The organism is Nonomuraea gerenzanensis, from assembly GCF_020215645.1.
Taxonomy (GTDB): Bacteria; Actinomycetota; Actinomycetes; order Streptosporangiales; family Streptosporangiaceae; genus Nonomuraea; species Nonomuraea gerenzanensis.
The window spans coordinates 3,970,956-3,993,953 of record NZ_CP084058.1; the positions used below are offsets into that span (position 1 = coordinate 3,970,956).

General features: G+C 72.3%; 23 protein-coding genes. 13 read left to right on the forward strand and 10 right to left on the reverse strand.

Translation table 11 applies throughout. The features are described 5' to 3' along the window. Positions 1 to 34 precede the first annotated feature (34 nt). Positions 35 to 610: a Uma2 family endonuclease gene (locus LCN96_RS19000; protein WP_225274152.1), complete on the reverse strand. Its 576-nt coding sequence runs from the start codon at positions 608 to 610 to the stop codon at positions 35 to 37. A gap of 59 nt (positions 611 to 669) precedes the next feature. Continuing rightward, complete coding sequence (locus tag LCN96_RS19005; RefSeq protein WP_225274153.1) at positions 670 to 1,275, reverse strand: hypothetical protein; 606 nt, start codon at positions 1,273 to 1,275, stop codon at positions 670 to 672. Between the two features lie 119 nt (positions 1,276 to 1,394). On the opposite strand from LCN96_RS19005, the gene LCN96_RS19010 reads away from it, so the two are divergent. Both LCN96_RS19010 and LCN96_RS19015 read left to right on the forward strand, forming a co-directional pair. Beyond that, entirely contained in the window at positions 1,395 to 2,195 is an 801-nt protein-coding gene (locus LCN96_RS19010; protein WP_225274155.1) for a glucose 1-dehydrogenase, read from the forward strand. Beyond that, complete coding sequence (locus LCN96_RS19015; RefSeq protein WP_225274157.1) at positions 2,196 to 2,993, forward strand: alpha/beta fold hydrolase; 798 nt, start codon at positions 2,196 to 2,198, stop codon at positions 2,991 to 2,993. A 186-nt stretch (positions 2,994 to 3,179) separates the two neighbouring features. On the opposite strand, the gene LCN96_RS19020 is transcribed toward LCN96_RS19015, so the two are convergent. After that, positions 3,180 to 3,788, reverse strand: a complete 609-nt coding sequence (locus LCN96_RS19020) for a DUF4126 domain-containing protein (protein ID WP_225274158.1) — start codon at positions 3,786 to 3,788, stop codon at positions 3,180 to 3,182. Between the two features lie 4 nt (positions 3,789 to 3,792). Further along, a complete protein-coding gene (locus LCN96_RS19025) occupies positions 3,793 to 4,719 on the reverse strand; it encodes a choline kinase family protein (RefSeq protein WP_225274160.1) in 927 nt (308 codons plus the stop codon). 50 nt (positions 4,720 to 4,769) lie between these two features. Here LCN96_RS19025 and LCN96_RS19030 point away from each other — a divergent pair, with 50 nt between their 5' ends. Continuing rightward, positions 4,770 to 7,130 carry a GcvT family protein gene (locus LCN96_RS19030; RefSeq protein WP_225274162.1) on the forward strand — a complete coding sequence of 787 codons (2,361 nt, stop codon included), beginning with the start codon at positions 4,770 to 4,772 and terminating at the stop codon, positions 7,128 to 7,130. Here LCN96_RS19030 and LCN96_RS19035 read toward each other — a convergent pair. The 3 genes from LCN96_RS19035 to LCN96_RS19045 form a co-directional block, all read right to left on the reverse strand. Then, a complete protein-coding gene (locus tag LCN96_RS19035; protein ID WP_225274164.1) occupies positions 7,108 to 7,878 on the reverse strand; it encodes a GntR family transcriptional regulator in 771 nt (256 codons plus the stop codon). The genes LCN96_RS19030 and LCN96_RS19035 overlap by 23 nt on opposite strands. An 83-nt stretch (positions 7,879 to 7,961) precedes the next feature. Continuing rightward, positions 7,962 to 9,089: an NAD(P)H-dependent flavin oxidoreductase gene (locus LCN96_RS19040; protein ID WP_225274165.1), complete on the reverse strand. Its 1,128-nt coding sequence runs from the start codon at positions 9,087 to 9,089 to the stop codon at positions 7,962 to 7,964. 45 nt (positions 9,090 to 9,134) lie between these two features. Beyond that, entirely contained in the window at positions 9,135 to 9,749 is a 615-nt protein-coding gene (locus tag LCN96_RS19045) for an acyltransferase (protein WP_318528355.1), read from the reverse strand. A gap of 140 nt (positions 9,750 to 9,889) precedes the next feature. On the opposite strand from LCN96_RS19045, the gene LCN96_RS19050 reads away from it, so the two are divergent. From LCN96_RS19050 to LCN96_RS19095, 10 genes are all read left to right on the forward strand, one after another. Further along, positions 9,890 to 11,554: a CTP synthase gene (locus LCN96_RS19050; protein WP_225274169.1), complete on the forward strand. Its 1,665-nt coding sequence runs from the start codon at positions 9,890 to 9,892 to the stop codon at positions 11,552 to 11,554. After that, positions 11,551 to 12,162, forward strand: coding sequence for an NUDIX domain-containing protein (locus tag LCN96_RS19055; RefSeq protein ID WP_225274171.1), 612 nt, complete (start codon positions 11,551 to 11,553; stop codon positions 12,160 to 12,162). Before LCN96_RS19050 ends, LCN96_RS19055 begins: the two co-directional genes overlap by 4 nt. Before the next feature lie 15 nt (positions 12,163 to 12,177). Next, on the forward strand, positions 12,178 to 13,083 hold the full coding sequence (locus LCN96_RS19060; protein WP_148441591.1) for a site-specific tyrosine recombinase XerD: 906 nt from the start codon (positions 12,178 to 12,180) through the stop codon (positions 13,081 to 13,083). Positions 13,084 to 13,206: 123 nt separating this feature from the next. Then, complete coding sequence (locus LCN96_RS19065) at positions 13,207 to 14,142, forward strand: ParA family protein (protein ID WP_375126950.1); 936 nt, start codon at positions 13,207 to 13,209, stop codon at positions 14,140 to 14,142. Then, entirely contained in the window at positions 14,139 to 14,960 is an 822-nt protein-coding gene (locus LCN96_RS19070; RefSeq protein ID WP_225274175.1) for a segregation and condensation protein A, read from the forward strand. The genes LCN96_RS19065 and LCN96_RS19070 overlap by 4 nt, the downstream gene beginning before the upstream one ends. Before the next feature lie 664 nt (positions 14,961 to 15,624). Continuing rightward, positions 15,625 to 16,158 (forward strand): SMC-Scp complex subunit ScpB, encoded by a 534-nt coding sequence (gene scpB / locus LCN96_RS19075; RefSeq protein ID WP_225276012.1) that lies wholly within the window; start codon positions 15,625 to 15,627, stop codon positions 16,156 to 16,158. Next, positions 16,155 to 18,053, forward strand: coding sequence for a pseudouridine synthase (locus LCN96_RS19080; RefSeq protein WP_225274177.1), 1,899 nt, complete (start codon positions 16,155 to 16,157; stop codon positions 18,051 to 18,053). Before scpB ends, LCN96_RS19080 begins: the two co-directional genes overlap by 4 nt. Positions 18,054 to 18,124: 71 nt before the next feature. Then, positions 18,125 to 18,484, forward strand: a complete 360-nt coding sequence (gene aroH / locus LCN96_RS19085) for a chorismate mutase (protein WP_225274179.1) — start codon at positions 18,125 to 18,127, stop codon at positions 18,482 to 18,484. A gap of 88 nt (positions 18,485 to 18,572) precedes the next feature. Further along, positions 18,573 to 19,667 (forward strand): prephenate dehydrogenase, encoded by a 1,095-nt coding sequence (locus LCN96_RS19090; protein ID WP_225274181.1) that lies wholly within the window; start codon positions 18,573 to 18,575, stop codon positions 19,665 to 19,667. Between the two features lie 74 nt (positions 19,668 to 19,741). Next, entirely contained in the window at positions 19,742 to 20,950 is a 1,209-nt protein-coding gene (locus LCN96_RS19095) for an NAD(P)/FAD-dependent oxidoreductase (protein ID WP_225274183.1), read from the forward strand. Between the two features lie 57 nt (positions 20,951 to 21,007). Here LCN96_RS19095 and LCN96_RS19100 read toward each other — a convergent pair whose 3' ends face one another. From LCN96_RS19100 to LCN96_RS19110, 3 genes are read right to left on the reverse strand one after another with little or no spacing between them, the layout of a single operon-like run. Then, positions 21,008 to 21,202, reverse strand: coding sequence for a DUF2795 domain-containing protein (locus LCN96_RS19100; protein WP_225274184.1), 195 nt, complete (start codon positions 21,200 to 21,202; stop codon positions 21,008 to 21,010). A gap of 20 nt (positions 21,203 to 21,222) precedes the next feature. Next, complete coding sequence (locus LCN96_RS19105; RefSeq protein WP_225274186.1) at positions 21,223 to 22,119, reverse strand: glycosyltransferase family 2 protein; 897 nt, start codon at positions 22,117 to 22,119, stop codon at positions 21,223 to 21,225. After that, positions 22,112 to 22,960, reverse strand: coding sequence for a glycosyltransferase family 2 protein (locus tag LCN96_RS19110; protein ID WP_225274187.1), 849 nt, complete (start codon positions 22,958 to 22,960; stop codon positions 22,112 to 22,114). The genes LCN96_RS19105 and LCN96_RS19110 overlap by 8 nt, the downstream gene beginning before the upstream one ends. Between the last annotated feature and the right edge of the window lie 38 nt (positions 22,961 to 22,998).

Below are 22,998 nucleotides of genomic sequence, written 5' to 3' on the forward strand. Positions count from 1 at the left end.
GACGCGGCCGGTACCGCCGCAACCCCTTTACCGCTCAGCGCGCGGCTGCCTCCAGGTCGAGGTCGATGTCCACGTCGAAGCCGATGCTGGTACGCAGGCGCTTGCGGTGGATGCCAGTGGGGACATATGCCCTGACCGAGGGTTCGAGCTCGAACGTGTAGACCACGGGCAGCGCATCCTCTTGCTCCACGCGCCAGAAGTGCCTGATGCCGGCGTCCGAGTACTTGATGGGCTTGGTGGTGCGGTCGCGCTCTCTGGACTCGTCCGAGACGACCTCGACGGCCAAGTGGACATCCTCGGGTTTGAACGAGGTGGTCTTCGCGGTGAAGGCGGAGCGCCTGACGATGAGGATGTCGGGCTCCGGCCGCTGCCGCAGGCCCAGCGTCACCGTCATCTCCCGGGCCACCAGGAACTCCTCGGGCGGGCGGAGCGACCGCTCCAGCAGGCGAAGCATGAGCATATGGAAGCCGGTCTGCGGCGACCTCATGATGAGGGACTCATCGATCAGCTCGACGTGCCGGGGCGCGTCAGGGGGAAGGTGATCGAGCATGTCGGCGGTCCACCCACCGGGAGGCCCGGGGTAGAACCACTCGGGAAGGGCCATGCTCATCGGAGCACCTCCTCAGTGAACTTCACGCGTCGCATCCATGGTGACACATGGAGTGACTGTCAGGGCCGGTCCCTGCGCTCCTCCATCGAGCGCCGGTACAGCTCGTCGATCTGGTCCAGCGGGTCGGGGGCGTGGCGGCGGGCCTCGATCTCCAGGTCGGTGCGGGAGTGGAGGTCGGCGATGCCGGTGGCGGTGTGCTGGACCTGGTCGCCGAGGAGGTCGGCGCGGATGCGGGCGCACATCGCCGTCAGCTTGGCCTGGTGCTCCCTGAGCCGGTCGAGGGTGGCGTGGTCGACGTACGGGGACAGGCGGCGCTGCTGGGCGTACATGCCGAGCTGCCCGTCGTGCACGTCGGCCTGCGCCGTCAGGTCGGCCAGGAGGCGGGGCAGGTCGCCCAGGCCCCAGCCGAGGCTCTGCGCGTGCTCGACGGCCTGGCGGGTGAGGGTGACCTCGCGGCGCAGGTCCAGCCGGAGGCGCTCGACCTCGGCGGCGTCGCCGGTGCCCATCGCGTTGACGTGCGTGCTGAGGCGGGCGGTGGCCTGCTTGGCCTTGACCGCGGCCTTCTTGCCCAGCTTGACCAGGACGTAGATGCCGACGCCGCCCAGCAGCAGGAGGAACGCCAGGATCACCAGCACGATGACAAGGAACTCGCCGATCTTCGCCACCTCCTGTTGGTGTTGGTGCCTTGAAGGATAGTCGGCTCCGGCGGTTCGGGCGCGCCTCGCGGGCGCTGCGGTGAGCAAGCAAGCTCTTGATCGGATACGGCCGGTGTGTTTCAGTGCACATGACTTCCGAACCACCCCTAGAGAGGGCATACAGGGTGCTTGACGGCAAGGTTGTGATCATCACTGGCGGCGCCCGCGGCATGGGGGCGGCCACCGCCCGGCGCTGCGTCGCGGCAGGCGCTTCCGTCGTGCTCACCGACGTGCTGGTGGAGGAGGGTACGGCGACTGCCAAGGAACTGGACGCCCGCTTCATCCAGCACGACGTGACCAGCCAGGACGCCTGGGCGGCCGTCGTCGCCGAGACCCTGGAGGCGTACGGACGGGTGGACGGCCTGGTGAACAACGCCGGCATCGCCACCATGCTGACGATCGAGCAGCAGCCGCTGGAGGAGTTCCAGAACGTCCTCCAGGTGAACCTGGTCGGCACCTTCCTGGGGCTGAAGGCCGTGGTCGGGCCGATGCGGGAGCAGGGCGGCGGCGCCATCGTGAATCTGTCGTCCGTCGCGGGCCTGTTCGCCCTTCCCCTGACGGGCGGGTACGGCGCCTCCAAATGGGGCGTGCGCGGGCTGACGAAGATCGCGGCGCTGGAGTTCGGCCGGGACCGGATCCGGGTCAACTCCGTGCATCCCGGGATGATCGTGACCCCGATGACGCAGGGGCTCGGAGCGGTGTCGGGGGAGGGCACATTCGGGCTCGCGCCCGCCGGGCGCTGGGGGGAGCCGCAGGAGGTGGCGGAGGCGATCACATTCCTGCTGTCCGACGCGGCCTCGTACATCACCGGTGCCGAGCTGGCCATCGACGGCGGCTGGACCGCAGGGGAGGGCTCGCTGCTGCCCCCGCCCAAGGCGCCGGAGGTCTAGATGCCGTACGCGGAGGTCGAGCGGGGGGTGCGGCTCTTCTACACCGACGACGGCGTGGCGGGCTCGCCGCCGTTGCTGCTGGTCCACGGCTGGGGGACGGACTCGCACCAGTGGTCGTGGCACATCGACGCGCTCTCCTCCGCGCACCGCGTGCTCGCCGTGGACCTGCGCGGCCACGGCTACTCCTCGGTCCCGGAGACCGGCAACACGCCGCGCGCGATGGCCGGTGACCTGGACGTCCTGCTCGACCGGCTGGCGATCCCCCAGGTGGTCGCCGTCGGGCACTCCATGGGCGGCCAGGTGGTCTCCATCCTGGCCGTCGAGCATCCGGAACGAGTGCGGGCGCTGGTCACCCTCGACCCCGGCTACGGCATGTCCGCCGAGATCGCCCGCGGCTTCCCCCGCATGATCGCGGGGCTGAAGGGCGAGCGGCCGCACGAGGCGGCCGAGCGCATCGACGAGTGGTGCACGAACGCGGCCACTCCCGCCGTCATCAGGCGCTGGCACAAGCGGCGGTTGTACGGCATGCCGCCGCACGTGCTCGTGCAGGCGTTCGAGGCCATGTTCACCGGCCCGGGGGCCATCGGGGTGCGGCCGGCCAGCGACGAGTACCTGGCCCGGAGGCGGTGCCCGGTGTTGTCGATCTGGGCCGATGCCGGGCGGGCTAGCTGGGAGGCGGGGCTGCTCAAGGATCCCGCGTCGGTGGTGCTGTCGTGGGAGGGCGCCAGCCACCGGCTGCACGAGGAGCGCCCCGACGACTTCGTCAACGCCGTGGACGGCTGGTTGAGCCGCCTGTGATGAGCCACGCCGAATGTGCTGGGCCCGGCGGCACGGATGTCCCGCCGGGCGCCAGCGCGTGTGAGCGTGCCAGGGTTGGGGGCCACGGATTGACGCCCACACGTTTCGATCCCTTTGTTCGCTACCTCGCCCCCACGGTAGGCGCCGGCCTCCCGCCGGCGCGTCACCCCGCGGGTGGAGATGGGGTCACCCTGGCGGGTGATGCCCCCGGGCGGCCCTCCTGCGCGCACGCGAGCGGCGTACCCGGCGCAGCACCCACCACGCTCCTACCGCGAGCAGCAGCAGCACGACCAGCACCAGCACGGGCAGGAACAGCGCGATCAGGCTCATGCCGAACGACCCGGCGTCCTCGACCGTGCTGACGACCGGCGCGCCGACCCCGGCCGTGCCCGCGTTGATCACCGGACGGGCGGCGGACTTGAGCGCGTGCACGGCCAGCGCCATCACGATGCCCAGCAGCCACCCCGCCCACGGGTTCTGCGTCATCCAGGAGGAGTTCTCCAGCTCGGCGGCGGCGCTGGTGGCGGAGAAGACCACGCCGCCGGAGGCGGGGCGCACCACGGTCTGGATGGCGTCGTTGACGCTGTCGACGGCGGGCACCTTGTCCAGGACCATCTCGGCCAGCAGCAGCACCGCGAGGATGGCGAGCACGCCCCAGTTGGACAGCCACGCGTAGCCGTCGGGCAGCCGCACGGCGTCGGTGACGTTCGCCAGCACCCCCACGACCAGGAGCGGGATGTATGCGTTCAGCCCGGCGGCCGTGGACAGCCCCAGACCGGTCAAAGCGGCCAGCATGCCCCTAGTCTGCCCGGGCGGCCTCGTCCATGAGGCGTGTCAGCGCGGGATCGGTGAACTCGGTCATCGCCCGCTCGTACTTCTCCATGCCCCACGACCAGAAGTCGAAGTCGATGGTGTCGTTGGCGCCGTCCTGGATGGAGGCCCACAACGTCCAGCCGTACTTGGACATGAGGCCGAGCAGGCGCGCCCGGGCGATCTTGTGGCGCAGGCGGCGGCCGTAGTACGCGGTGACCAGCTCGTCCAGGTGCCCGGGTGGCAGGTCGGACTCGCTCCAGATGTTGCCCAGCTCGAAGCAGGGGTCGTTGTTGCCCGCGTACTCGTAGTCGATCAGCCAGAGGCGCTCGCCGTCGTCCAGGATGTTCCCCGGCAGCAGGTCGTTGTTACACGGAACCGTCCCCTCGTCCCTGATGGCCAGACATTTCCGGATCTGGGCGACGGCGGGCATGAAGTCGAGGTAGCGAGGCGGCAGCCGGAAGCCGCGATCCCGCACGATCTCCAGGTAGCGCCGCTGCACCTCGAACATGTCGAAGTCGCGCACGAAACGCGGCCCGGCGTGCAGCCGCCGGCACGCCTCCGCCACGCGCGGCAGGTTCGCCGGATCCCGCAGGTCGGCCTCCGTGTACGTGCGGCACCCCGGCAGGAACCCCACCACGAGCACCCCCAGCTCCGGCAGGTAGTCGTGCACCGGCGCGCCGACCCCGGCCTTCGCCGCCGCGATCGAGTTGGCGTGCTCGGCGGCCCTGTCGATGGCCAGCAGCTCGCCGTCGCTGGCCCACACGCGCACCACGTACACGCCGGACGGTGTCGTGACCTTGTAGTTGTGGTTGGTGAGCCCGCCGGGCAGCTCCTCCACGGAGCGCGGCACGCCGGACAGCAGGGGGATGCGATCGAGGACCTCGGGCGCGGCCATGCTCGATGCTAGCTCCACCGCCCTAAACGGTCTAGACCTTTACAGGCGCGCCGGTTAACCTCGCGACCATGAGCGACTCGGCCCGGATCGTGATCATCGGCGGCGGGGTGGGCGGCGCGTCCGTCGCCTACCACCTCGCCCAACTCGGCGAACGCGACGTCGTCCTGCTGGAGCGGGACGAGCTCACCAGCGGCTCCACCTTCCACTCCGCCGGGCTCGTCGGGCAGTTGCGCGCCGACCCCACCCTGACCCGGATGAACCAGTACTCCGTCGAGCTCTACCGCACCCTCGACGCGGGATGGACCGAGTGCGGCGGCATCAAGCTCGCCTCCACCCCGGAGCGGATGGCGGAGATCCGCCGCCAGATCGGCTGGGCCCGCACGTTCGGCCTGCCGCTGGAGGAGATCTCCGTGGCCGAGGCCGTGGAGCTGTTCCCGCTCATGGACCCGGCGGGCGTGGTCGGCGCGGCGTACCTGCCGACGGACGGGCAGATCGACCCGTCCCAGCTCTGCTACGCGCTCGCGAGCCGCGCCCGCGAGGCCGGCGTCACCGTCCGCACCCGCACCCGCGTGCTCGGCATCACCGTCGAGCGGGGCCGCGTCACGGGTGTGCGCACCGACCAGGGCGATCTCGCGTGCGAGATCGTGGTCAACTGCGGCGGCATGTTCGCCGCCGAGATCGGCCGCATGGCCGGGGTGCGGGTCCCGATCGTGCCGATGTCGCACCAGTACGTCGTCAGCGACGCCTTCCACGACCACACGGGCCTGCCCACCCTGCGCGACCCCGACCTGCTCATCTACTACCGCCAGGAGGTCCAGGGCCTGGTCATGGGCGGCTACGAGCGCCAGTGCGCCCCCTGGACGGCCGGGCAGAACGCCTACGACGCGGTGCCGGGCGACTTCAACGGCCGCCTCCTGCCGGAGGACTGGCCCAGGTTCGAGGAGATCTCCGACAACTCCCGGATCCGCGTGCCCGCCATGGCCGACGTCGGCATCCGCAAGCTGATCAACGGGCCGGAGGCGTTCACCCCCGACAACGAGTTCTGCCTGGGCGAGACCGAGGTGGCCGGGTTCTTCGTGGCCGCGGGGTTCTGCGCCCACGGCATCGCGGGCGCGGGCGGCATCGGCAAGGTGATGGCCGAGTGGATCGTCGAGGGCGAGCCCAGCATGGACCTGTGGCACATGGACGTGCGCCGCTTCGGCCGCCACTACCGCTCGCCGTCGTACACGATCAAGCGGGCGGTGGAGAACTACGAGACGTACTACGACATCCGCTACCCCGGCCACGAGCGGTCGGCGGGCCGGCCGCTGCGGGTCTCGCCCGCCTACGGCTGGCACGCCGCCCACGGGGCCGTCTTCGGCGAGAAGTCGGGATGGGAGCGGGTCAACTACTACGCCGCCAACGAGCATCCCGGCGAGGAGGAGCGCCCGGACGGGTGGGCCGGGCGGCTGTGGTCCTCCGCGATCGGGGCCGAGCACCGGGCCACGCGCACGGCCGCCGGGCTGTTCGACGAGAGCTCGTTCGCCAAGATCGAGGTCACCGGCCCCGACGCCGCCGAGCTGCTGGAATGGGTGTGCGACAACCGGGTGGCCAGGCACGTGGGCGCCGTCACCTACACGCAGGCGCTCAACCGGCGCGGCGGCATCGAGTGCGACTTCACCGTCACCCGCCGCGGCGAGCAGGAGTTCCTCATCGTCACCGGCACCGCGTTCGGCGCGCACGACCTGGGCTGGCTGCGCAAGCAGGCCGCGCTCACCGGCTCGACGGCCAGGATCGCGGACGTGACCGGCCAGTACGCCTGCTTCGCGCTGTGGGGGCCGCGGGCCCGCGACGTGCTGGGCGGGCTGTCACCCGATCCGCTGGACTTCCCGTTCATGTCGGCGCGCGAGCTGACCGTGGGGGACGTGCCCGTGCTGGCGCTGCGGGTGACGTTCGTGGGGGAGCACGGGTGGGAGCTGTACTGCTCCAGCGAGTACGGCCTCGCGCTCTGGCAGACGCTGTGGCGGGCGGGGGAGCCGCACGGGCTGGTGGCCGGTGGCTACCGGGCCATCGACAGCCTGCGGCTGGAGAAGGGATACCGGGTGTGGGGGGCCGACCTCGGGCCCGAGACGACGCCGTACGAGGCAGGGCTGGGCTTCTGCGTCAAGACCGACAAGGACTTCCTCGGCAGGGACGCCCTCGACCCGGCGCCCGCGCGGCGGCTGCGCTGCCTGACGCTGCGCGATCCGCGCGCCGTCGCGCTCGGCAACGAGCCGGTGCGGGTGGACGGGCGGGTGGCGGCCCGGGTGACCTCCGGCGGGTACGGCTACACCGCCCGTGAGTCGATCGCCTACGCCTACCTGGAGGCCGAGCCGGGGACACCGGTGGAGGTCGAGGTGGAGGGGCGGTGGGTGCCCGGGGTGGTGGTCAAGAGCCCTCTGGTGCCGTGACGCCGCTGCGTACCGTGATGCGGACCCGGTCCGGGCGGAACAGGTCGCGGGCGTACTCCACCGGCGTGCCGCCCGCCGCGTAGGCGGTGCGCTCGATCAGCATCAGCGGCGTGCCGGGCTCGATGCCCAGCTCGGCGGCCTCGGCCGGCTGGGCGATGACCGGGTCGAGGTGCTCGGTCGCGGTGCGCGGCTCCAGGTCGTACCGGGTGGCCAGGAGCGCGTACAGGGAGCCGGTGAGGTCCTCGTCCAGCAGGCCGGGCAGGCTGGGAAAGTACGAGCGTTCCAGCGCCACCGGCGACCGCCCGGCCGACCGCACCCGCGCCACCTCGTGCACCGCGGCGCCCGGCGCGACCCCCAGGGCCCGCGCGGCGGCGGCGGGCGCGGGCACCGTCGCCGCCCGCAGGATCCGTGCCTCGGCCCGCAGGTGGGCGCGGCGCATCTGCTCGGTGAACCCGGCCAGCCCCGTCAGGTCGCAGTCGATGCGCGGCTCCGGGCGCGGCTCGGCGACGAACGCGCCGCCCGACCGGCCGGGCACCCGCACCAGCACGCCGTCGCGTTCCAGCGAGGCCAGCGCCTGCCGCAGCGTCATCCTGCTCACGCCGAGCCGCCCGGCCAGCTCCCGCTCGCCGGGCAGCCGGTCGCCCGGCGCCAGCTCGCCGCCGGCGATCGAGGCGAGCAGCCAGCGCTCGATCTGCACGTGCGCGGGGACGCCGGTGCCGCGTTCCAGCTCAGGCGGAGTCCCGACCACAGGCGCAGGTTACCTCCTGGCAAAAAGCGGGCAACCTCCGGGCGTCACCCTTCCGACAGGCTTCCGGCAGGTGGCTTCGGGCGTCACCCTTCCGACAGGTGGCGCAGCCGCTCGATCGCCTCGCCGAACTCGCTGACCATGTCGTAGACCACGTCCCTGGCCGGCCGCACCTGGTCGAGCTGGCCTACGACCTGCCCCACGAAGTAGTTGACCAGCTCCACGGCCCCCGGCTCGCCCTTCTCCGCCGCCGCCCCGATGCGCGCCATCGCGCCCTCGGCCAGCAACATCTGCAGCGGCATCCCCAGCGCGCCGGGGCTCTCCTGACCGGCGTCCCACTCATCCGTCCAGGCGGACTTGAGCTGCCGGGCCGGCTTGCCCGTGCGGGAGCGGGAGCGGACCGTGTCCAGCGACGAGGCCGCCAGGAACTTGGCCTTGACCGCCGGCGCCGTCTCGGCCTCCTCGGTGGTGAGCCACACCGAGCCGCACCACACGCCCTCGGCGCCGAGCGCCATGGCGGCGGCCATCTGCCGCCCCGACGCGATCCCGCCCGCCGCCAGCACGGGGACGGGGGCGACCGTGTCCACGACCTGGGGCACCAGCACCATCGTGGAGACCTCGCCGGTGTGCCCGCCGGCCTCCGTGCCCTGCGCCACGATCAGGTCCGCGCCCGCCGCCACCTGCCTGCGGGCGTGCTCGACCGTGCCGACCAGCGCGGCCACCGGCACGCCCGCCTCCCTGGCCCTGGACACCATCTCGGGCGGCGGCGGCCCCAGGGCGCTGGCGATCAGCCCGATGCGGTGCTTGAGCGCCACGTCGATCAGCCCCGTCGCACCGGCCGCCGTCACCCGCCTGCCGAACTCGTCGGCCACCGCCGTCATCGGCTGGCCGGGGGCGCTGACGCCGTACTTGGCCAGGAGATGGGTGACGAAGTCGCGGTGACGGTCGGGGACGGCCTCCATGAGGTGCGTGCGTCGGTCGAGCGCCGAGGCGTCGACCTTGCCGGGGACGAGCACGTCCACCCCGTACGGCCGGCCGCCCACCCGTTCGTCCAGCCAGGTCAGCTCCGTGTCGAGCTGCTCCGGCGAGTACGCGATCGCGCCCAGCACCCCGAAACCGCCCGCGTTCGTGACGGCGGCCACCACGTCGCGGCAGTGGCTGAAGGCGAACAGCGGGAACTCGATGCCCAAACGCTCACAGATGGCGGTCCGCATGGAACGACGCTAACTGTCAGAACCTTGTTCGGTCCAGAGGGTGACTCAGGGGATGATGTCCAGCGTCACGGGTGTGTGCCAGCCCAGCTCCGGCGTGTAGCCGCGCACACGCCTGGCGGGCACCCCCGCCACCACGCTGTGGTCGGGGAACTCACCGCGCACCACCGCGCCGCCCGCCACCACGCAGTGCCGCCCCAGCGTGGTGCCCGGCAGGATGATCGCGCCCGTGCCCAGCCACGAGCCGGAGCCGATGGAGACGGGGCTGTTGCGCGGCCACTGCCGGCCGATCGGGATGTCGGGGTCGTCGTAGACGTGGTTCTGGTCCGTGATGTAGACGTACGGCCCGGTGAAGACGTCGTCGCCGATCTCGACCGACTGGTGCGCCACGAGGTGCGAGCCCCGGCCGATCGAGCAGCTCGCGCCGATCCGCAGGATCGTGTCGGGGCCGAGGTCCCGGTCGGGGACCATGCCGCACGACATCGACACCCGCTCCCCGATGAGCGTGTGCTCGCCGATCTCGATCCACTGCTCGCCGAAGATCGCTCCAGGGGGGAACGCGATGCTGACTCCGGCGCCGAGCCGGCGGAAACGGTAGCCGGCGGGACTGGCGGGGGAGATCTCACCGGCGTGGCGGATCGCCGCGTAGGCACGGTGAATCAACGCGCCCAAAGCCCGCCGTACTAGTGACATAGGCACCAAAGTTACCGCTAGGTCATGCCGTTCAGGCATGTGAGGGGCGTTGTTTGATATCCTGAGAGCCCGTGGACACTTCGACCACACCTCGAGCCACGGGAGCCCCTTTGCGCAGCGCATCGCAAACCAAGCATCTGTTCGTCACCGGCGGTGTCGCCTCCAGTCTCGGCAAGGGGCTCACGGCATCCAGCCTCGGTCGCCTGCTCAAAGGGCGCGGTCTCAGGGTCACCATGCAGAAGCTCGACCCTTACCTCAACGTCGACCCCGGCACCATGAACCCGTTCCAGCACGGCGAGGTGTTCGTCACCGACGACGGTGCCGAGACCGACCTCGACGTCGGCCACTACGAGCGGTTCCTCGACACCCACCTGCACGGCTCGGCCAACGTGACCACCGGCCAGGTCTACTCCAACGTCATCGCCAAGGAGCGGCGCGGCGAGTACCTCGGCGACACCGTCCAGGTCATCCCGCACATCACCAACGAGATCAAGGACCGGATCCGGGGGATGGCCGGCCCTGACGTGGACGTCGTCATCACCGAGGTCGGCGGCACGGTCGGCGACATCGAGTCGCTGCCGTTCCTGGAGGCCGTGCGGCAGATCAGGCACGAGGTCGGGCGCGACAACGTCTTCTTCCTGCACGTCTCGCTGCTGCCGTACATCGGCCCGTCCGGCGAGCTGAAGACCAAGCCGACCCAGCACAGCGTGTCGGCGCTGCGCAGCATCGGCATCCAGCCCGACGCGATCGTGCTGCGCTCCGACCGCCCCGTGCAGACGGCGATCAAGCGCAAGATCAGCCTGATGTGCGACGTCGACGAGGACGCCGTCGTCTCCGCCGTGGACGCCGCCTCGATCTACGACATCCCCAAGGTGCTGCACTCCGAGGGCCTCGACGCGTACGTCGTGCGCCGCCTCGGCCTGCCCTTCCGCGACGTCGACTGGAAGGAGTGGGAGCAGCTCCTGCGCCGCGTGCACCGCCCGGCCAAGGAGGTCACGGTCGCGCTCGTCGGCAAGTACATCGACCTGCCCGACGCGTACCTGTCGGTCACCGAGGCGCTGCGCGCCGGCGGGTTCGCCAACGACGCCCGCGTCAACATCCGCTGGGTCAAGAGCGACGACTGCGAGACGCCCGAGGGCGCCGGGCGCGAGCTCGACGGCGTCGACGGGGTGCTCATCCCCGGCGGCTTCGGCGTGCGCGGCATCGAGGGCAAGATCGGCGCCATCCGCCACGCCCGCGAGAACAAGATCCCGCTGCTCGGCATCTGCCTCGGCATGCAGGGCATGGTCATCGAGGCCGCGCGCAACATGGCCGGCATCGAGGACGCCAACTCCGCCGAGTTCGACCCCGACACCAAGCACCCCGTCATCTCCACCATGGCCGACCAGGAGGACGTCGTCGCCGGCGAGCGCGACATGGGCGGCACCATGCGGCTGGGCAGCTACACCGCCAAGCTGGGCGAGGGCACCCTGGCCCGGCAGCTCTACGGCGGCAAGGCCAAGGCCGACGAGCGCCACCGCCACCGCTACGAGGTCAACAACGCCTACCGCGAGCAGCTGGAGCAGGTCGGCCTGGTCTTCTCCGGCCTGTCGCCCGACGGCCGCCTGGTCGAGTACACCGAGCTGCCCACCGACGTGCACCCCTTCTTCATCGGCACCCAGGCCCACCCCGAGTTCCGCTCCCGGCCGACCAGGGCCAACCCGATGTTCAAGGGCCTGATCAACGCCGCCCTCGTCTACGCCGACGCCCGCGTCGGTGCCAAGGTGGGCCCATGAGGGTCGAGGACACGCCCGAGGCGTGGGACGTCGTCGATTCGCGGCACCGGTTCAAGGGCCACGTGATCGAGGTCGTCACCGACAGCGTCAAGATGCCCCGCGACGAGGTGGCCGACCGCGACTACGTCGTCCATCCGGGAGCCGTCGCCGTGCTCGCGCTCGACGAGCGGGACCGGGTCCTGATGATCAGGCAGTACCGCCACCCGACGCGGCACCTCATGTGGGAGCTGCCCGCCGGGATCCGCGACGTGGCAGGCGAACCGCTGGTCACCACCGCCGCCCGCGAGCTCGCCGAGGAGGCCGGCTACCGCGCCGACACCTGGCACACCCTGCTCGACCTGCGCTCCTCGCCGGGCATGACCGACGAGCGCGTCCGGGTGTTCCTGGCCCGCGGCCTGAGCAGGATCCCCGACGAGGAGAACGGCTTCGAACACCGGCACGAGGAGATCGACATGCCGGTCGAATGGGTCCCGCTGGCCGACGCGGTCGAGAGGGCGCTCATGGGAATGATCCACAATTCCTCGACCGTGGCCGGTATCCTCGCCGCATATGCGGCTTCGGTCGAGGGGCACGCCCTGCTGCGCCCGGCCGACGCACCGGAGGCGTGACGGAAGGACCAGTTCGTGGAGGCGGTGCTCTCCAGCTACCTCGCCCATCTGGCCGTGGAGCGCGGCCTGGCCGCCAACACGCTCGCGTCCTACCGTCGTGACCTGCGCCGATACTTCGAGCATCTCCAGGCGCGCGGGCGCCTGGAGCTCGGCGAGGTGGGGGAGGCCGACGTGCTGGCCTTCCTCGCCGCGCTGCGCGAGGGCGACGGCGAGCACCCCGCCCTGGTCGCCAGCTCCGCGGCCCGCGCCGTCTCCGCCGTGCGCGGGCTGCACCGCTTCGCCCTGCGCGAAGGCGTCACGGCCCACGACCCCGCCCACGAGGTACGCCCGCCGCGCCAGCTCCGCCGCCTGCCCAAGGCCATCGGCGTGGACGAGGTCGAGCGCCTCATCGCCGCCTCAGGCCCCGACGGCGCGCCGCTCACGCTGCGCAACCGCGCCCTGCTGGAGGTCCTGTACGGCACCGGCGCCCGCATCTCCGAGGCCGTGGGGCTGGCCGTGGACGACCTGGAGGACGACCAGGTACGCCTGCACGGCAAGGGCAACCGCACCCGGGTCGTGCCCCTGGGGCGCTACGCCCGGTCCGCGCTGGACGCCTACCTCGTACGGGCTCGGCCGGGGTTGCTCGCCCACGGGCGCGGCACCCCGGCGGTCTTCCTCAACGCCCGCGGCGGGCGGCTGACCAGGCAGGGAGCCTGGGAGGTGCTCCAGGCCGCCGCCGAACGAGCCGGACTCGACGGGATAAGCCCGCACGTACTCCGGCATTCCTTTGCAACTCACCTGATCGACGGCGGCGCGGACGTTAGGGTGGTACAGGAGTTGCTCGGCCATGCCTCTGTGACGACCACTCAGGTCTACACCCTGGTCACGGTCGACAAACTCCGCGAGGTCTACGCCGCCGCGCATCCACGTGCCCGGCAGTGATCTATAGTCTTTTGGGACGTGCGCCGCCCACGGCGTGCCGCCTTGCCGCGTTAAGTGGTGACGCCATAGTGTCCGTCCGGACGGTCCGGTTCGGGATCGTCAGGGAGGTTCGAGCTGGTGACTGTGACGACCAAGGGTTCGACCCCGGGGACCCCCGACAACCCCTGGGGCGACACGAAGACCAACGCGCCTTCCAACGGCGTCAACCTCGGCCCGACGCAGCGGCCCCGGCCGGTGTTCCCGGAGCCGGTGCCCCCGGCGGTGCACGGCCCGGCGCGCGTGGTCGCGATGGTCAACCAGAAGGGCGGCGTCGGCAAGACGACCACCACCATCAACCTGGGCGCCGCGCTCGTCGAATACGGCCTCAAGGTGCTGCTGGTCGACTTCGACCCGCAGGGCGCGCTCTCCGTCGGCCTGGGCATCAACCCGCTCCAGCTCGACCTGACCGTCTACAACCTGCTCATGGAGCGCGGCGTCACCGCCGAGGAGGTGCTGCTGCAGACCGGCGTCGAGGGCCTCGACCTGCTGCCCAGCAACATCGACCTGTCCGCGGCCGAAGTGCAGCTCGTCACCGAGGTCGCCCGCGAGCAGGTGCTCGGCCGCGTCATCAAGCCGCTGCTGCCGCACTACGACGTGTGCCTCATCGACTGCCAGCCGTCGCTCGGCCTGCTCACCATCAACGCCCTCACCTGCGCCCACGGCGTCATGGTGCCGCTGGAGTGCGAGTTCTTCGCGCTGCGCGGCGTGGCGCTGCTCATGGACACCATCTCCAAGGTCCAGGAGCGGCTCAACGAGGAGCTCGAGATCGAGGGCCTGCTCGCCACCATGTACGACGCCCGCACCCTGCACGGCCGCGAGGTGCTGGCCCGGGTCGTGGAGGCGTTCGGCGACAAGGTGTTCCACACCGTCATCAACCGCACGGTGCGCTTCCCCGACGCGACGGTGGCAGGTGAGCCCATCACCACCTTCGACCCGTCGTCCCTCGGCGCCAACGCCTACCGTGAGCTGGCCCGCGAGGTGCTCTCGCGCTGGCCGGCGCCTGCGACAATGGCCAGGTGACCACCGAGCAGCAGCCGCCCCCGCAGGGCTTCCAGGTTCACCTGGACGTCTTCGAGGGTCCGTTCGACCTGCTCCTCGGCCTCATCGCCAAGCACAAGCTCGACATCACCGAGGTCTCGCTCTCCAAGGTCACCGACGAGTTCATCGCCTACATCCGCTCCCGCGGCCCCGAGTGGGACCTCGACCAGACCAGCCACTTCCTGCTGGTCGCCGCCACCCTGCTCGACCTCAAGGCGGCCCGGCTGCTGCCCACCGGCGAGGTCGAGGACGAGGAGGACCTGGCACTCCTGGAGGCCAGGGACCTGCTGTTCGCCCGGCTGCTGCAGTACAAGGCCTACAAAGAGGTGGCCAAGGTCTTCGCCGGGCGGATGGCCGAGGAGGCGCTGCGCTACCCCCGTACGGCGCCGATGGAGGAGCAGTTCGCCAACCTCCTGCCCGAGCTCATCCTCGGCATCGGCCCCGAGCAGCTCGCCCGCATCGCCGCCAGGGCCTTCACCCCCAAGCTGCCGCCCACCGTCAACCTGGGGCACGTCTACCAGCCGCTGGCCAGCGTCAAGGAGCAGGCGGCGATCCTCGTCATGCACCTGCGCCGGCTCCGCCGCGCCACCTTCCGCGCGCTCGTGGCCGACTGCGACGGCACCTTCGAGGTCATCGCGCGGTTCCTGGCCGTGCTGGAGCTCTTCCGGGAGTCGGCGGTGACGTTCGAGCAGGTGGAGCCGCTGGGGGATCTGCATGTGACGTGGACGGGGGCTGACGAGGGGGATGTGGCGGTGGGCGACGACTACGAGGAACCCGCGGAGAGACCAACCGATGACTGACGACAACCCGTTGCCCAATCCTCGCCGTTCGCCGGATTCGGAGCCGCCGTTGCCTGCCTGGATGACTCTTCCCGGGTCGTTGGCGCAGCCTGGGGCGCCTGAGGTGGAGGGTGAGGATGGGGAGGTGGGGGGTGAGGGCACTGAGGCGGGCCCGGCCCCCGAGGTCGAGCCCGCCGGTGACAGCGCCCGTGCAAGTGCCCGTGAGGGCGCCGGTGACAGCGCCGGTGACGGTGGTGAGAGTGCCCGTGACGGCGCCGGTGGCGGTGACAGCGGCGCGGGTCGGCTTGACGCGGAGTTCGACGGCGCCGGGTCGGCGAGCCGTGGTGCGGCGGTGCTCGGCGCGGTGCGCGCGCCCGAGCAGGCGGCTGAGGCGGATGCGGAGCGGGACGACGCGTCCCTTGAGGCGGATGCGAGCCGTGAGGATGCGTCGTGGGTGGCAAGTGCCGGCTCTGAGGATGCGTCGCAGGGGGCGGATGCGCAGAGCGCCGGCGAGCGTGCCGGTGAGGGCGCGGGTGGGCCTGGCGCGGGGTTCGACGGTGCCGGGTCGGCGAGCGGCGGTGCGGTGGTGCTCGGCGCGGTGCCCGCGTCCGAGAAGGCCGCTGAGGAGGCGCAGGAGCAGGGGGCCGACGAGCCCGTTGGGCTCGGAAGTGGCGAAGGCCCGGCACTGGAGGCCGCCCTGGAGGCTATCCTGCTGGTGGTGGACGAGCCGGTCGCCGAGGTGACCCTCGCCCAGGTGCTGGAGCGGCCCACGCACGAGGTGACCACCGCACTGCGCGCCCTGTCGGCGGAATATACCGCCGCCGGCCGGGGTTTTGACCTGAGACAAGTCGCGGGCGGCTGGCGGTTCTACACGCGGGCCGACTGCGCGCCGCTGGTCGAGCGGTTCGTACGCGACGGCCAGCAGACGCGGCTGACCCAGGCCGCGCTGGAGACACTGGCGGTCGTGGCCTACCGGCAGCCGGTGAGCCGTGCCCGCGTCGCCGCGGTGCGCGGCGTCAACAGCGACGGCGTCATGCGGACACTCGTCGCCAGGGGGCTGGTCGAGGAGGCCGGCACCGACCCGGAGAGCCAGGCAGTGCTCTACCGGACAAGCTCATACTTCCTTGAACGTCTGGGACTGCGGGATCTGAGCGAGCTCCCCGAGCTCGCGCCCTTCCTCCCCGACGACGTGGAGAATCTCGAGGAGACAACAAAGTGATCAACAGGCGTAGCACCCCGTCCGGTGATGGACGCGGTCGTGGACGTACCGGCGGCTCGGGCCGCGGCGGGCGTCCCGCCTTCCGCTCCGACGACACCCGGGGCGGTGCCCGCGGCGGCTTCCGCCGCGACGACGACGATTCCCGCGGCACCGGCGGCGGCCCGCGCCGCGACGGTGGTTTCCGCGACGGTGGCTTCCGTGACGGTGGCTTCCGTGACGGTGGTTTCCGTGACAGCTCCTCGCGCGACTCCCTGCGCGCCGACCGGGGCGGCGTCCGCGCCCGGTACGGAGGCAGGCGCGACGGCGAGAACGACGGCCGTTCCTCCCGCGACGAGCGGTTCGCCGGCCGTGAGGGCCGTTCCACCGGTCGTGGCGACCGGTCTGACGACCGCAGCACCCGCTTCGGAGACCGTGGTGACCGTGGCACCCGCTCCGTGGACCGTGGCGAGCGTGGCGCCGGTTTCGGCGACCGTGGCGAGCGTAACGACCGCTTCGGCGAGCGCGGTGACCGCTTCGGCGGCCGTGGCGACCGGTTCGGTGGCAGCGGCGACCGCGGGGGCCGCTTCGGCGGTGGCGGTGACCGTGAGGACCGCTTCGGCGCCCGTAGTGGGCGTCCCGCTCGTGACGACCGCTTTGGCGGTCGCGGCGACCGTCCGGCTCGTGACGACCGTTTCGGTGGCCGGAGCGACCGTCCGGCTCGTGACGACCGTTTCGGTGGTCGGAGCGACCGTCCCGCTCGCGACGACCGTTACGGCCGCGGCGAGCGTCACGAGCGCCCCGCCCGCGCCGAGGACCGGGGCGGCTACCGTCCCCAGACCCGTGACGACTACCGCGACGGCGGGCGCGACGACCGGGCCGGTGGTTTCCGGGCCGGGCGGAGCGGCCGCAGGGAGGACGCCGCCCCCAGGGCGGCGAGCTCGACCCGCTCCCGCTACGGCAAGCGCGACGGCGACGCCAGGCAGCCGGGAGCAGGCGGCGACCGCCGCACCTCCCGGGCGCCGCGCCGCGACGACGTGCAGACCATCGGGGGCGGCGCCAGGCGCGGCGGCACCGGCTCGCAGGGTTACAGCAGCCCGCAGCACAGCAGGGTGAAGGCCGCGCGGCAGCCCATCCGCGACCGCGACCTCTTCCCCGAGGGCTACACCGACGAGCGCGACACCACCGAGGTCCCCGGCGGCGTCCGGCTGCAGAAGGTGCTCGCCCAGGCGGGCGTGGCCAGCCGCAGGGCCTGCGAGGAGATGATCGGCGAGGGCCGCGTCACCGTGAACGGCCAGGTCGTGCGCCGGTTCGGGGCCAAGGTCGACCCCGCGACGCAGATCATCCACGTGGACGGCAAGCGCATCCCGACGGCGCCCGACCTCGTCTACTACGCGCTGAACAAGCCCATCGGCGTCGTCTCCACGATGGACGACCCGCAGGGCCGCCCGTGCCTGGCCGACTACGTCGAGGAGCTGGCGCCCCGGCTGTTCCACGTGGGCAGGCTCGACACCGAGACCGAGGGCCTGCTGCTGCTCACCAACGACGGCGAGCTGGCCAACAGGCTGACGCACCCCAGCTACGGCGTGCAGAAGAAGTACTGGGCCAAGGTGCCGGGGCCGATCCCGCGTGACCTGGGCCGCAGGCTCAAGCAGGGCATCGAGCTGGAGGACGGCATCGTCAAGGCCGACTCGTTCTCGATCGTGCAGGAGCACGGTCAGCAGGCGCTGGTGGAGGTCGTGCTGCACGAGGGCCGCAAGCACGTCGTGCGGCGGATGCTGGAGGAGGCCGGTCACCGCGTGATCGACCTGGCCAGGATCGAGTTCGGGCCGGTGAAGCTGGGCAGGACCAAGCCCGGCACCGTCAGGGCGCTGACCTTGAAGGAAGTCGGCGAGCTGTACGCGGCCGTGAAGCTGTAATCTGGCCGGACGAAGGAGCCCGTGCGTACCTCCGCACGGGCTTCGCGGTTATGGGGAAGGGGACCAACCACATGGTGCGGGCGATCCGTGGGGCGATCCAGGTGGACGCCAACGACCGCGACTCGGTCATCTCCGGGACGACCGAGCTGGTCAACGCGATCATGGGGCGCAACAACCTGACCCCGGACGACGTGATCAGCGTGTTGTTCACGGCCACGCCCGACCTGACGGCGGAGTTCCCGGCGCTCGCGGCCCGCAAGCTGGGTTTCCACGAGGTGCCGCTGATCTGCTGCACCGAGATCGACGTGCCGGGCGCGCTGCCGCGCGTCGTGCGGCTCATGGCGCACGTGGAGACCGACCGCCCGCGTTCGGAGATCCAGCACGTCTATCTGCGCGGTGCGGTGGCGCTGCGCCAGGACATCGCCCAGTAGCCGCCACCCGGAGCGTCCCCGTCAAGCGCGCGGCAAGCCGGCCGCGCGACACTACCAGCCCGTCGGCCCGACAACTCAGGACATCGAGATGGAACTTCGTACCGTGCTCGTCGTCGGCACCGGTCTCATCGGCACCTCCGCGGCGCTGGCGCTGCGCAAGCGCGGGGTGCGGGTGCTGCTCGCCGACCGCGAGCAGGGCGCCGTGCGGCTGGCACGGGAGCTCGGCGCCGGCGAGGAGTGGCAGCCCATGAAGGGCGAGCAGCCGGCCGAGCGGGTGGACCTGGCGATCATCGCGGTGCCGCCGGCCCACGTGGCGACCGAGCTGCTGGCGCTGCAGCGCCTCGACGCGGCCCGCTTCTACACCGACGTCGCCAGCGTCAAGGCCGAGCCCATCCACCGGGCCGCGCAGCTCGGCTGCGACCTGGCCAGCTACGTCGCCTCCCATCCGCTGGCCGGCCGCGAGAAGTCGGGGCCGGGCGCGGCCAGGGACGACCTGTTCCTCGGCCGTCCGTGGGCGCTGTGCCCGACGGAGGAGGCCGATCCCGAGGCGAAGGCGGCGGTGCTGCGGCTGATCGAGCTGTGCGGCGCCAACGCCGTCGAGGTGAGCGCGATCGACCACGACCGGGCGGTCGCCGTGGTGTCCCACGCGCCGCACGTGGCTGCCTCCGCCGTGGCAGCCCGCCTGGCCGACGCCACCGACGTCGCGCTGGGGCTGGCCGGGCAGGGCGTGCGCGACGTGACGCGGATCGCGGGCAGCGACCCGGGGCTGTGGCTGGGCATCCTGTCGGGCAACGCCTCGCCGGTCGCCGAGGTGCTGGAGGCCGTGGCCAACGACCTGGCCGAGGCGGCAGGCGCGCTGCGTGCCCTGGCCGACGGCGACGGCACCGCCACCAACGAGATCACCCAGCTGCTCAAGCGCGGCGTGGTCGGCCACGACCGCATCCCGGGCAAGCACGGCGGCCCCGCCTCCTCCTACGCCGTCGTCCAGGTCGTCATCGGCGACCGGCCCGGCCAGCTCGCCCGGCTGTTCCAGGCGTGCGACGAGGTCGGCGTCAACGTCGAGGACGTGCGCCTGGAGCACGCCCCCGGCCTGCCCCTGGGCATCGCCGAGCTGTCGGTGGAGCCCGACGCGGCCACCGCGCTCACCGAGGCCCTGCACGAGCGCGGCTGGCAGGTTCCCTAGGAGCTTCCGCGTGCAGATGTCACATCCGCGCCTCCTCGATCCGTCTGCAAGCACGAATCGAGGAGGCAACGAAGATGACCGACATCCTGGTACTCGGCGGAGGCTACACCGGCGTCACGGCGGCCATCAGGCTCGCGCGCAAGGCCCGCTCCACGGGCGCGCGCGTCACGCTGGTGAACGCCTCCCCCAGGTTCACCGAGCGGCTGCGCCTGCACCAGACGGCGGCGGGCGAGCGGCTGGCCGATCACGCGCTGAGCGACGTGCTGGCGGGCAGCGGCGTCGAGCTGGTGGTGGGCCGGGTGGCCGCGATCGACCCTGAGCTGCGGCAGGTCCGGCTCCACAGCGACGCCCCGGAGCGGCCCGCGCTGGACGGCGACGCCGCTCCTCACGGCGACGCCGCTGAGCCCCCCGTGCTCCGCTACGACAAGCTGATCTACGCCCTCGGCACCGTCACCGACGCGACCGTCCCCGGCGTCGCCGAGCACGCCCACGTCTTCGACGACTACACGGCCACCGTCCGCCTGTCACGGCGGCTGGACACGCTCACCCGCGGCACGGTCGTCGTGGCAGGCGGCGGCCTGACCGGCGTCGAGGCGGTCACCGAGCTGGCCGAGGCCCGCCCGCACCTGCGCGTCGTCCTGCTGACCAGGGGACGCCCCGGGTCGATGATGGGCCAGGCCGCCCGCGCGTACCTGGACAGGGCGCTGGAGCGGCTCGGCGTCGAGGTGCGCTCCGGCGTGAGCATCACCAAGGTGCTGCCCGACGGCGTCGAGCTGGGCGACGGCGAGCTGATCCACTCCGACGCCACGATCTGGACCACCGGCACCCGGGCGCTGCCGCTGGCCGCCGAGGCGGGGCTGAGCGTGGACGCGCGCGGCCGGATCGTGGTGGACGAGGTGCTGCGCTCGGTCTCCCACCCCGACGTGTACGCGGTCGGCGACGCCGCCGCCATCACCCAGAAGTTCGGCGTCATGCACGGCACCTGCCAGGGCGGCATCCCCACGGGCCTGGGCGCGGCCGACTCGCTGGCCGCCACGCTGCGCGGCAGGACGCCCCCGCCGTTCAGGTTCGGGTACGTGCATCAGCCCGTGAGCCTCGGCAGGAAGGACGCCGTCATCCAGTTCACCCGCCCGGACGACTCCCCGCGCCGCGGGTACCTGACGGGCCGGGCGGCCATCGCCTACAAGGAGACGGTCAGCAGCAGCCCGATCACCCTGTGGAAGCTGCTCAAGCGCGGCCTGGTGCCGGTCCGGGTGTTCGGGTTGACGGCCGGGCGCGCATGACGGGGACGCGCGACGGGCGGGGCCCCGAGTGGCCCCGCCCAACGCACCCCCACGAATTCAGCGTTTGGTGACCGCCTCGCTGACAGCGTTCGGGCCGTCGTACTGGCGGTCGGGCATGTTCTGCAGCGCCTGGACGATGTCGTCGCCCGCGTCGTGCTCACGGGCGGCCTTGACCAGGTCGTCCTTGGAGGCGGGGTAGTCGACCCCGCTCAGGTGCTTCTGCAGGTCGATCGGGTTGGGTGCAGTGCTCATACCCGCCTGCTGCCCCGCGTTCACGAGACGTAACGGCGGGCTCGCGAGTTCTCCTGCGAGGCCTCCAGGCTCGCCAGCCTGGCCTCCACGCGTGGCGGCACGCGCCGCCGCTCGGCCAGCACCCACGGCAGCCCGCGCAGGGCGTCCAGGGCCGCCAGCGCCGACACGCGGTCGCGCGGCACCGTCCTGGCCAGGTGCACGGTACGCCGCAGCGCCGCCCGCACCGGCCGCCGCAGCCAGGTGAACCAGAGCGTGTTGCGCAGCCCCACCCGCCGCCTGCCGTGCGAATCCCGCAGGGTCGAGGCCTGGTGGTGCACGGTCAGCTCCTCCAGGTAACACAGCTCCCAGCCCGCCGTGGCCAGGTCCACGGCCAGCAGCTCCTCCTCGCCGCCCAGCCACAGCCGCCGGTTGAAGCCGCCGCACTCCAGGAACGCCTCCCGCCGCAGCACCGACGCCCCCGCCAGGAAGCTGCCCAGCGCGGGGCCGGGCAGCCAGTCGGGCCCGCGTACGGGCGAGCCGCGCAGCTCGGCCACGATCGGGTCGTCGCGCCCGCCCGGCTCGGCCAGGATGCGGGCCGTCACGACGGCCAGGCGGGGATGGGCGTCCAGCACGTCGGCCGCCCGCGCCAGGGAGCCCGGCGCCCACCACGTGTCGTCGTCGGCGAAGGCCACGTACGGCGTGCGCAGCCGCCCGACCCCCACGTTGCGGCCCACGGCGCCCAGGTTCTCGTCGAGGGCGACCAGGTCCACCTCGGGATAGGCGCGCGCGACGGCCTCGGCGGTGCCGTCGGTGGAGCCGTTGTCCACCAGCACCACCTGGGGCCGTTCCGGCAGCGCGAGCAGGCGGCCCAGCGCGGTGAGCGCCTCCTCGCGCCGGTTCCAGGTGATCACGACGGCGCCCACGCGCGGATCAGTCATCGGCCCGCTCCAGCGTGCGCCGCGCCCGTTCCACGGAGACCGGCAGCTCGCGCCGCTCCGCCAGCGCCCTCGGCAGCCTGCGCACCGCCGTACGCAGCCCCTCCCTGCCCGCCGAGCCGCTGCGCAGCGCCTGGAACGAGCGCCGCGCCACCACCCGCCACGGGCGGCGCAGCACGGCGGTCAGCACCGCGTTGCGCGCGGCCAGCACCTGCCTGCCGCGCGGGTCCCTGGCGGGCGAGGGGTGGTGGTGCGCCACCACGTCGTCCACGTACGCCAGCCCCCAGCCCTTGGCGGCCAGGTCCACGGCCAGCCGCTCCTCCTCGCCGAAGAAGAAGATCACGTCGTCGAAGCCTCCCGCGTCGAGGAACGCCTCCTTGCGCACCACCGCCCCGCACGCCAGGAACCCCAGCACGCTCGGCCCCGGCAGGTCCGCCTCGACGCCGAGCGGGGAGTGGCGCATCTGCTCCGACACCGGGTCCAGCCGCTCCTCGGGGCCGACCAGCACGCGCGCGCCCAGGACCGCCAGGCGCGGGTAGGCGTCCAGCACGTCGGCGGCCCGCTCCAGGGCGCCGGGCGCCCACCAGGAGTCGTCGTCGGCGAAGGCCACGTAGGGGGTCTCGGCCATCTGGACGCCGATGTTGCGGCCGGGGGCGCCCAGGTTCCTGCCCGCCTCGACCACGTGGACGTCGGGGAAGTGGCGCCGGACGAACGTGGCGGTGCCGTCCGTGGAGCCGTTGTCGACGAGGATCACCGGGCGTGGGTGCAGGGGGAGCGAGCGGGTCAGCGCCGGCAGCCGGTCCTTGCTCGCCACGACGACCGTGACGCGGGCTCCGTTCTTCACACGATGTCACTTACCGGAGGGGACCGCCTTACTCCTCC